This is a genomic window from Mycobacterium sp. (genome assembly GCF_044342925.1).
Lineage (GTDB): Bacteria > Actinomycetota > Actinomycetes > Mycobacteriales > Mycobacteriaceae > Mycobacterium.
This window is the reverse complement of the sequence record NZ_JBIIOV010000132.1, coordinates 1-9,088: the sequence shown is the minus strand read 5'-3', so window position 1 is coordinate 9,088 and position 9,088 is coordinate 1. Positions and strand designations below refer to the sequence as shown.

At 72.1% G+C, this 9,088-nt stretch carries 9 protein-coding genes and 1 pseudogene; 3 read left to right on the top strand and 7 right to left on the bottom strand.

The annotated features are described in order from the left end of the window. A partial coding sequence (locus ADBZ6I_RS13315; RefSeq protein ID WP_526384587.1) for an aldehyde dehydrogenase family protein occupies window positions 1–342 on the bottom strand: 342 nt, incomplete at its 3' end. 29 nt (window positions 343–371) lie between these two features. Then, complete coding sequence (locus tag ADBZ6I_RS13310; RefSeq protein WP_526384585.1) at window positions 372–2,762, bottom strand: CoA transferase; 2,391 nt, start codon at window positions 2,760–2,762, stop codon at window positions 372–374. Between the two features lie 78 nt (window positions 2,763–2,840). Between ADBZ6I_RS13310 and ADBZ6I_RS13305 the strand changes: the two genes are divergently transcribed. Then, window positions 2,841–3,605, top strand: a complete 765-nt coding sequence (locus ADBZ6I_RS13305; RefSeq protein ID WP_526384583.1) for a CPBP family intramembrane glutamic endopeptidase — start codon at window positions 2,841–2,843, stop codon at window positions 3,603–3,605. Window positions 3,606–3,617: 12 nt separating this feature from the next. Here ADBZ6I_RS13305 and ADBZ6I_RS13300 read toward each other — a convergent pair whose 3' ends face one another. From ADBZ6I_RS13300 to ADBZ6I_RS13280, 5 genes are all read right to left on the bottom strand, one after another. Then, window positions 3,618–4,643 (bottom strand): zinc-binding alcohol dehydrogenase family protein, encoded by a 1,026-nt coding sequence (locus tag ADBZ6I_RS13300; RefSeq protein ID WP_526384581.1) that lies wholly within the window; start codon window positions 4,641–4,643, stop codon window positions 3,618–3,620. A gap of 31 nt (window positions 4,644–4,674) precedes the next feature. Then, a complete protein-coding gene (locus tag ADBZ6I_RS13295) occupies window positions 4,675–4,977 on the bottom strand; it encodes a GlsB/YeaQ/YmgE family stress response membrane protein (protein WP_526384579.1) in 303 nt (100 codons plus the stop codon). Window positions 4,978–5,096: 119 nt separating this feature from the next. Further along, window positions 5,097–6,185: an APA family fibronectin-binding glycoprotein gene (locus tag ADBZ6I_RS13290; RefSeq protein WP_526384577.1), complete on the bottom strand. Its 1,089-nt coding sequence runs from the start codon at window positions 6,183–6,185 to the stop codon at window positions 5,097–5,099. A gap of 68 nt (window positions 6,186–6,253) precedes the next feature. Continuing rightward, window positions 6,254–7,372 carry a sulfate/molybdate ABC transporter ATP-binding protein gene (locus ADBZ6I_RS13285; RefSeq protein ID WP_526384575.1) on the bottom strand — a complete coding sequence of 373 codons (1,119 nt, stop codon included), beginning with the start codon at window positions 7,370–7,372 and terminating at the stop codon, window positions 6,254–6,256. Further along, window positions 7,365–8,183, bottom strand: coding sequence for an ABC transporter permease (locus ADBZ6I_RS13280; protein WP_526384573.1), 819 nt, complete (start codon window positions 8,181–8,183; stop codon window positions 7,365–7,367). The genes ADBZ6I_RS13285 and ADBZ6I_RS13280 overlap by 8 nt, the downstream gene beginning before the upstream one ends. 80 nt (window positions 8,184–8,263) lie before the next feature. Here ADBZ6I_RS13280 and ADBZ6I_RS13275 point away from each other — a divergent pair, with 80 nt between their 5' ends. Together ADBZ6I_RS13275 and ADBZ6I_RS13270 are read left to right on the top strand one after the other, a co-directional pair. Continuing rightward, entirely contained in the window at window positions 8,264–8,935 is a 672-nt protein-coding gene (locus tag ADBZ6I_RS13275) for an SDR family oxidoreductase (protein WP_526384571.1), read from the top strand. A 47-nt stretch (window positions 8,936–8,982) separates the two neighbouring features. Beyond that, window positions 8,983–9,088, top strand: a pseudogene (locus tag ADBZ6I_RS13270) (LLM class F420-dependent oxidoreductase); the annotation flags it as partial.

Genomic DNA, 9,088 nt, shown 5'->3' with positions numbered 1-9,088 from the left:
CTTGGCGTAGTAGCCCAGCAACGCCGCCGGAAACAGGCCGTTGGCGCCCCGGGAGAGCCGCAGCGGCATGCCGTTCTCGCGGGTGACCAGTTCGGTCGTGCTGTCGGCCCGCCGGTGCAAGGCGGCGGCGAAGGCCATCAGCACGCCGGCCCGGTGGTCGGGTGAGGCCGACGCCCAACCCGGCAGCGCCGCCCGGGCGGCCGCGACGGCAGCGTCGATGTCGGCTTCGGTGGCGCTGGCGCCGTCGCCGAGCAACTCCCCGGTGGCCGCCTCCAGCACCGGTTCGCACCTGTCGGCGGCCCGGAACTCGCCGTCGATGAACAACTGTGGGTGGGTCTTCATGGCGGCGATCCTTATCTCGTTGGCGCTCTTCAGGGGCTTTCAGTGGTGAACAGCACGCCGGTGGCCAGCAGCCGGTCGATGTCGTCGGTGTCCATGGCCAGCAGGTCTCGGCAGATCGCGCGGGTGTCCGCACCCGGCAGCGGCGCCGGGCGTTGCGGAGCCGGCGGAATGTTGCGGTACGGCGCCGGACCGGCCTCGGTGGGCAGGGTGACGTCGAAACCGGGGTGCGTCATCTCGGCGAGCACGTGACGGGACAGCAGCTGCGGGTCGTCGAGCAGATCGTCGGCCCGGTTCATCGGCCCGGCCGCCAGCCCGGCCGCCTGCAGCGCCGCGGCGGCCTCGGCCGGGCTTCGGGGGGCTGCCCAGGCCGCCAGCGCCGACGGCAGATCCGCGACGTCGTGGCCGGCGGCGGCCCCGACCACCTCGGCGGCGGCCCGGCGGTCGTCCTCGGAGGTCAGTGACACCACGCACCACTCGTCGTCCCCGGCGCAGGCCAGCAGCACGTGCGCCGGATGGTCCGCCCGCACGGCGGCGTGATGGGTCTCAGCGGCCAGCATCACGTAGCGGGTGTCGAGCTGGTTGATCACCGCCTCGGCCTGCGAGACGTGGATTCGCGCGCCGATTCCATCGCGGCGGCGGCGGACCAGTGCCGCCAGCGCGCCGATGGCGGTGATCCGGCCCACCACATGGTCGGGGAAGATCGTGGTCGCGTCGTAGAACCGGTGCCGGGCGCTCGCGTCGCCTCCGCCGTCGGAGGTCCCGTCGTCGGCGCCCTCGTCGTCGCCACCCTCGTCGTCACAGGTCCACAGCCGGGTCACCCCGGTGGCCGCCCGCACCAGCGGTCCGTACCCCATCCGTCCGCTCCACGGTCCGGTGTCGCCGAAAGCGCTGCTCTCGGCCAGCACCAGTGCCGGGTTGAGCTGACGCAGGCGTTCGTACGAAAAGCCAAGCGCATCAAGGGTTCCCGGCTTAAAATTGGCGAACAGCGCATCGGAGGCGGCGACGAGTCTCTGGAACAGAGCGGCACCGTCGGGGGTGCGCAGCTCCAGGCCCAGGCCCAGGTGGTTGCGATGGGCTCGGGCGAAGGACTCGCTGATGACTTGGCCTTCACGCGTCTGCCGCAGACCGTCCGGGTAGGCAGCGCTCTCCAGCTTGATCACCTCGGCACCGAGGTCGCCGAACAACCGGCTGAGCTCCCCGCCGGCCACGATGATGCCCAGATCGAGCACCCGGACACCGTCCAGCGGCCGTCCGCCGGGCGCCGTGTCGGCCGTCGGCCGGTAAGCCGGCCGCAGCCAGCGCGGCTCGGCGCTGCCCGCGGCGGGTGCGGCGGACCGGTAACCGGCCCGGTGCCCGTCGACCGTCCAGTAGCCGACCGGAATCCGGGTGCGCACGCCCGGGGCAAGTTCGGCATCGGTCATCGCGCCGGCGGCGTCGAAGTGCTCGGACTCCAGGGCTTCCGAGGGAGTCAGCACCGCGGCGATGGGCACGCCGTACTGCTGGCCCTGCGCGACGAGGTCGTCCATCGTCTGGTCGGCGAACAGCTCGGCCATCAGCGCGCCCAGTTCGCCGAAGGCCATCACCCGTGCGGCGATGCTGTCGAAGCGTGGGTCGGCGAACTGCGCCGGCTCGCCCAGCCAGGCGCGCATGCCCCACCACTGGCGCGGGGAGAGCACGCAGATCCGGACATACCCGTCGCGACACGGGAAGATCGGGTACAGGTCCTGGTTCTTCGGCCGGCCGCGCCACCGCTCCCCCTTGCCGCGCGCGGTCGCGGCCTGGCCCTGAGTGCCGAACGGGGCGTCCAAGGCCAGCACCACCGCGTCGAACCGAGCGAAGTCGACGTAATCCCCAGCCCCGCAGCGCAACCGGTTGACGTAGGCGACGAGCACCGCCCAGGCCGCCTGCACGGCGGCGGTCGCCGACGCGATGCCCTCCGGCGGCAGCACCGGGGTGCCGGCGGTCGGCCCGGACCGCGACAACGCGGTCGACATGGCGTAGAGCACCGGGTCGGTGGCCTGCCAGCTGGCACGCGGCCCGTCGGCGCCGAAATCGGTCACCGTCATAGCCACCAGATGCGCGAACCGGTCGGCCAATTGCTCACCTGAGGTGCCGTAGTCGGCGGCCCGGCCGCTGTCGACGACGATGTCGGCGTCGGCGGCCAGCTCGACGAGACGACGGCGGTCGGCCTCGTCGGCAGGGTCCAGCACCGCGGCACGCTTGTTGGCGTTGTGCAAGGCGAAGGGAATGCTCACCCCGTCCAGCGTCGGCGCGTCCCAGCGTCCGGGGCTGCCCGCGGGGGGTTCGATTTTCAGCACGTCGGCGCCGAGATCGGCGAGCAAACGCGTGATGATGTCGGCCTCGCCGTCGCAGAGGTCGAGCACCCGCACGTGCGCCAACAGCGGTTCGTTATCACCCAAGCCCGCGTCTCCCGTCGTCCGGGACTTGAGCCTAATGGGACCGATCCGCACTAGCCGCGTACCGGTATCGTGGAGGCAATGTCTGAGCTCAGCGCGGTGGCCGGGCCGCCGCACCCCGCGGTAGCTCAATTGGCTGCTTTGCATCACCTGCGGATTTACGTCGACATCGGCGTGGTCGTCGTCATGCTCGCCATCACCAACCTGATCGCCCACTTCACCACCCCGTGGGCGAATATCGCCACCGTGCCGGCCGCCGCGATTGCGCTGGTGGCGTTGGTCCGGGCCCGCGGCCTGGACTGGTCGGACCTGGGCCTGGGCCGTGAACACTGGCGCTCCGGCGCCGGCTATGCGGTGGCCGCGGTCCTGCTCGTGCTGACCGTGATCGCCGTCGGCGCGCTGCTGCCCTGGACGCGGCCGATGTTCCTCAACGACCGCTACGCCACCCTGTCCGGTGCGGTGCTGGCGTCGATGGTCATCATCCCGCTGCAGACCGTGATCCCCGAGGAACTGGTGTTCCGCGGGGTGCTGCACGGCGCGCTGGACCGGGCCTGGGGCTTCCGCGGCGTGGCCGCCGCCGGCTCACTGCTGTTCGGTCTGTGGCACATCGCCTCATCGCTGGGTCTGACCAGCGGCAACGTCGGGTTCACCCGGATCCTGGGCGGCGGTGTGCTCGGCATGGTTGCCGGCGTGGTCGGAGCGGTGCTGGCCACCGCCGCCGCCGGGTTCGTGTTCACCTGGCTGCGCCGGCGCAGCGGAAGCCTGATCGCGCCGATCGCCCTGCATTGGTCACTCAACGGCATGGGTGCCCTGGCCGCAGCCCTGGTCTGGCAGCTCTCCGGTTAGGGCAGCAGCGCTTTAGGGCAGCAAAACGGCCGCACCGGCGATCCGGCCTTCGGCCAGGTCGGTCAGCGCGCGGTCGGCGTCGGCCAGCGGGTACTGCGGCGTCGTCACCTCGATCCGGTGGCGGGCGGCGAACTCCAGAAAGGCCCGCGCGTCGGCGCGAGTGTTGGACGTGACCGATCGGATCTGGCGCTCCTGGAACAGGTGCCGCTGATAGTTCAGCGACGGGATGTCGCTGAGGTGAATACCGGCGACCGCCAGCGTGCCGCCGCGATCGAGGGCTTCCATCGCCGGCAGCACCAGATCGCCCACCGGGGCGAACAGGATGGCGGCGTCCAGCTTCACCGGCGGCGGATCGGCCGGGCCCTGAGCTGAGGCCGCACCGAGCGCCAGGGCCAGTTCCCGGGCATCCGCACCGCGGGTCATCACGTGCACCTGCGCACCCTGAGCCAGCGCCACCTGGGCGGTGATGTGTGCGCTGCCGCCGAATCCGTACAGCCCCAGCCTGCCGCCGGGTGGAAGCTGCGCGCGCAGCAGCGAGCGGTAGCCGATGATTCCGGCGCACAGCAGCGGAGCGAGTTCGCTCGGGGTATAGCCCTCGGGCAGGCGGTGCGCGAAATCGGCGGGAACGGTGGTGAAGTCGGCGTATCCGCCGTCCGCGTCCCAGCCGGTGTAGCGGGAGTCCGGGCACAGGTTCTCGTCGCCGCGCCGACAGTACTGACACTGACCGCAGGTGTGCCGCAACCAGGCGATCCCAACCCGATCACCGACGGCGAAGCCGGCGGCGCCGGGACCGAGGGCGACGACGTCGCCGACCACCTCGTGACCGGGAGTCACACCGGGACGGTGGACGGCGAGGTCGCCTTCGGAGACATGCAGGTCGGTTCGGCAGACGCCACAGGCGAGCACCGCGATCAGCAACTCGCCGTCGGCGGGGTGCGGCACCGGGGCGGCTGCGTCGAACTCCAGCGGCCGATTCCGCATGGGACCGGGGTGGCGCACCCGCCAGGCGCGCATGGTGGCCGGGGCGGCGATGGTCATGCCACCATCGTGCCGCCCCGGCGACGCAGTGTTAGGTGCGGCTGCGAACCTTGCTGACGATCCAGAGCAGGATCACCGAGCCGAGAAGTGCGGTGAACAGCGTGAACCACCAGCCGCCGCCGGCGGTGTTGAGGACGAAGCTGAGCAGGAACCCGCCGATCAAGGCGCCCGCTACGCCGATGCCGATGTTCATCAGAAGACCGGAGCTACCGCCCTTGACGATCTTGCTTCCCAACCAACCGGCGATCGCGCCGATGACGATGTAGCCGATCCAGCCCACACTGGTCGTTGTCGACGACCGGGCCAATATTTCAGTGGCAGCAACGATGTCCACGACGGACCTCCCTGGTTCACCGACCGGCTAGGACGCCGACCGTCTATCAGGTGAACCTACCTCCGACAGGTAACAAACCACCCGTCGAATTGGCCACATTGATGCGGCGAACGAGGAAATCAGGTCCCGGGGGTCATCCCCGGAACCGGCGTCGTCACCGGGACCGGGACACCGACCGGCGCCGGCGAGCCGGGCGGCGGGGGCGGGGCCGGCGCGGCGTTGGGGTCCGGTGCCGGCGCAGCCGGCGGAGGCGGCGCGGTGTACGGCCGGATCGACTCGGCAAGGCCCTTGGCCACTGCGGGGTCGATCGGGTCCTTGGCGGTACCCAGCCAGACCACGAACCAGCGGCCGGACTCGGCGTTGCCCACCACACCGGCCCAGATCTGCCCGTTGGGCTTGGCGGTGTCGGTGAACTTCACGTCGTAGGACGAGAAGTTGCCAGCCATGTCGCCGGCCTGCAGAGCGCCGGTCTGCTGATTAATCCGGCTGCCGGGGAAGGGCATGAAGAACTCGCCCATGTCCGAACCGAGACGGACCGCGGCCTTGCCGTTGTCCTGCTCGGCGCCGGCGAACAGCTTCATGTCCAGCCGGCCCAGCAGGATGCTGGTGTCGTTGGCGGTGGGCGCGGGTTGCCCGGGCAGCGGAGCCGGGCCGGTCTGCTTGAGCAGCAGGGCCTGGCCGTAGCTCAGCCGCGAGGCATCAGCGGCCTCCCAGCCGGCCGGAAGGATGTAGCTGAAGCCACCGGCGCCGTTCTCCACCCGGCCGGCCTCAGGGGCCGGGGCTGCGGGGGCAGCCGGACCGGGGGCCGGAGGCGGCACGGGAGCGTTCGGGTCCGCCGGCGGTGCCGGCGGTGCCGGCGGGGCCGGCGGCGGAGGAGGAGGCGGAGGCGGAGCAGGCGCACCCGGAGGGGGCGGCGGCGGAGGGGGCGGCGGCGGAACAGGCGCACCCGGAGGGGGCGGCGGGGCCGGAGCGGCCGCCGGTGCCGGTTCGGCCGGAGGCGGAGGCGGCGGAACAGGGGCACCCGGGGGCGGCGGCGGGGCCGGGGCCGCCGGAGGTGCGACCGTCGGGGGTGCGGGCGGCGGCGGCACCGGATCGGCGCTGGCCGTGCTCGGCAACGCGATCGTGATGGCGCTGGCACCTGCTACAGCCGTGGCGGCGATCGCCGTCCACAGTTTCGGGCGTCGTGAAGTCGGGTCCGACTGCGTCATGGCGGCCAACCTACCGTGTTACAGCCGTGACGCAAGTTCGTGGTCGGCTGTGTCGCCTCTGCCGGGCGTCAGCCTTCCGGCGGACCCGCAGGGTAACCCCCGTGCAAACGGATTTCTTGGGCTTTGACGGTGAACCACGCGGTCACGCCGACCGCAAGTCTCAATTCAGCAACGGATTCGGCGGTGAGGTCGGCAGCGATCCCCGGTGCGCCGTCGGCTTGTTCGTCGGCACGCACCCGCACTGCTGAGCCGATCACCTCCAGGGCCGCAATTCGCACACCGACGCTGTTGCGGGGGCTGCCCTGCGGGCGCTCCCGGAACACCGCGACCGAGGCCGGCGAGAACACCGCCAGGGCCTGCGAGTCGGTCCCGAGGCCCAGCGGCTCGGCGGCGATTCCGTGCCAGATCAGGCCGTCCGGACCGCGCACCGCCGTCGGCCCCACCAACTCGCCCCGCACGACGTTCACCCCGGCGAACCGGGCCCCGAAGGCGCTGCGCGGCGCCCCCAGAACCGTGGCCACCGAACCTTCCTCGGCGATCTGCCCGGACTCCACCACCAGCACCCGGTCAGCCAGTGCCAGTACGTCGAGCAGGTCGTGGGTGATCAGCAGCACCGGCCTGCCCGCATCGACGCCCTCCCGGCGGATCACGGTGCGCAGGACCGTGCGGACCGATGACGCCGCCGACACGTCCAGGCCGGTCAGCGGTTCGTCGAGCAGCAGCACGTCCGGCTCGGCGGCCAGCGCGCGGGCCAGCGCCACTCGTCGGGCCTGGCCACCGGACAACGCGGCGGGCCTGCGATCAGCCACATCCTCGGCGTCCACCCGCGCCAACCAACCGCGGGCGCGGGCGCAGGTAACGGCGCGTCGCCCACCGAGGCGCCGCGCCGCGAACTCGACGTTGCCCAGCGCAGTCAGATGCGGGAACAACAGGGGTTCCTGGGCGAGCAGGCCGACCCGCCGGTGGTGCACCGCGACGTCGACGCCGGTGGCGGTGTCGGTCAACGTCCGCCGCCCGACCCGCACCACCGCCCGGTCAGCGCGAAGCACCCCGGCGATCACGGCCGCCGCCGTCGACTTGCCGGCACCGTTGGGCCCGAGCACGGCCAGCACTTCCCCGGCGCCGACCCGGAATGCCAGATCCACGCCGCGGCTATCGACGGCGACGGCGACGTCAAGGTCAGCCACCGGCAGTCACCGGCGCCGCCGGACCGGCGAATCGTCGGGCGCCCAACACCAGCACGATGACGGCGGCCACCACCACCAGCAGCATCGACAGTGCCAGCGCCGCTTCCGGATCGGCTTCGCGCTGCAGGTAGATCTCCAGCGGCAGGGTGCGCGTCACGCCCTGGCGGGATCCGGCGAACGTCAGGGTGGCCCCGAACTCCCCCAGCGCCCGCGCGAACGCCAGCACCGCACCGGAAACCAGACCCGGCGCCAGCAGCGGCATGGTCACCCGCCACCACACCCGCGACGGTCGCGCCCCGAGTGTGGCGGCCACCGCCTCGTATCCGGCGCCGGCGGCGCGGGCCGCGCCCTCCAGCGCGATGACGAGAAACGGCAGCGAGACGAACACCTGGGCCAGCACGACGGCGGCGGTGGTGAACGCGATCCGAATGCCGGCGGCCTCCAGGTACCGGCCCAGCAGCCCCAGCCGGCCGAACACGTACAGCAGCGCGATCCCGCCGACGACGGGCGGCAGCACCAGCGGCAGCAGCACCAGCGGCCGCAGCAACCGCACCGGCCGTCCCTGGTGACGCGCCAGCACCAGCGCCAGCGGCACCCCGAGCACCAGGCATACCGCGGTGCTGGCCGAGGCGGTCTGCAGACTGAGCCGCAGCGCCGCCCGGGAAGCCGGGCTGGTGACCAACTCGCCGAAGCGGGCCCAGTTCACCTTGGCGGCCACGGCGATCAGCGGCAGCACGACGACCACCGCGGCCACAGCGGCCGGCAGGTACACCCACCGGGGCAGCATGGTCGGCGGCCCGTTCGACCTCATGAAGCCCAACCCTAGGCGCGGCATGCCGCGGCCCGGCTGACCTTACCGTCGAGTAACATTTGCTCCGACATTGAAGGAGTATGGGCATGGACGTAGTGATCAGCGGTGCCGACGGCGAGGTGGGGCGGACCATCGCCGAGGCATTCCACCAGGCAGGACACCGTCTCGTTGTGATGGGCGTACGGCCCGACGATCTCACCGCGACCGCCACCGCGTCCGGGGCGGACGCCGTGGTGTGCGACTGCTCCGACCCCGCCGACCTGGCGTCGGCGCAGGGCCGCCTGCCGCACCATCTCGACGCCATCGTGGTGGTGCCCGCCGCCGCCTGGATCAGCGTCGACCCGCGGACCGCGACGCTGGCCGACAGCGCGGTGGCCTGGCGGTCGGCCTTCGACCGCACCGTCGTATCCACGATGCTGACGGTGCAGACCGTCAGTGAGCACCTGCGGTCCGGCGGCTCCATCGTGGTGGCGCTGCCGCCGTGCGACACCGGACCGGAGGCCGCGGCGAAGGCGGCGCTGTCGGACTGGACGTCCGCCCAGGCCAACCACTTCGGGATCAGCGGCATCACCGTCAACACCATCGCCGCCGGCCGGACCGCGCAGCCGGGGTACGACGGCATCGCGGGCACACCGGCGCCGTGGGCCGACGAGATGGCCCGCATGGCGCTGTTTCTCACCACCCCGGCGGCACGGCACATCACCGGGCAGACGCTGCACGTCGGCCGCGGCGCGGCGGTCACGTACGGCTGACACGCCAGGGTGACCCATCCGGATGACCCGCGCGTTAGGTTCCTGAGGTGACGATCCGACTCGGCCTGCAGATCCCGAATTTCTCCTACGGCACACCGGTGTCGGAGCTTTTCCCCACCGTGCTGGCCCAGGCGCGGGAGGCTGACGCCGCCG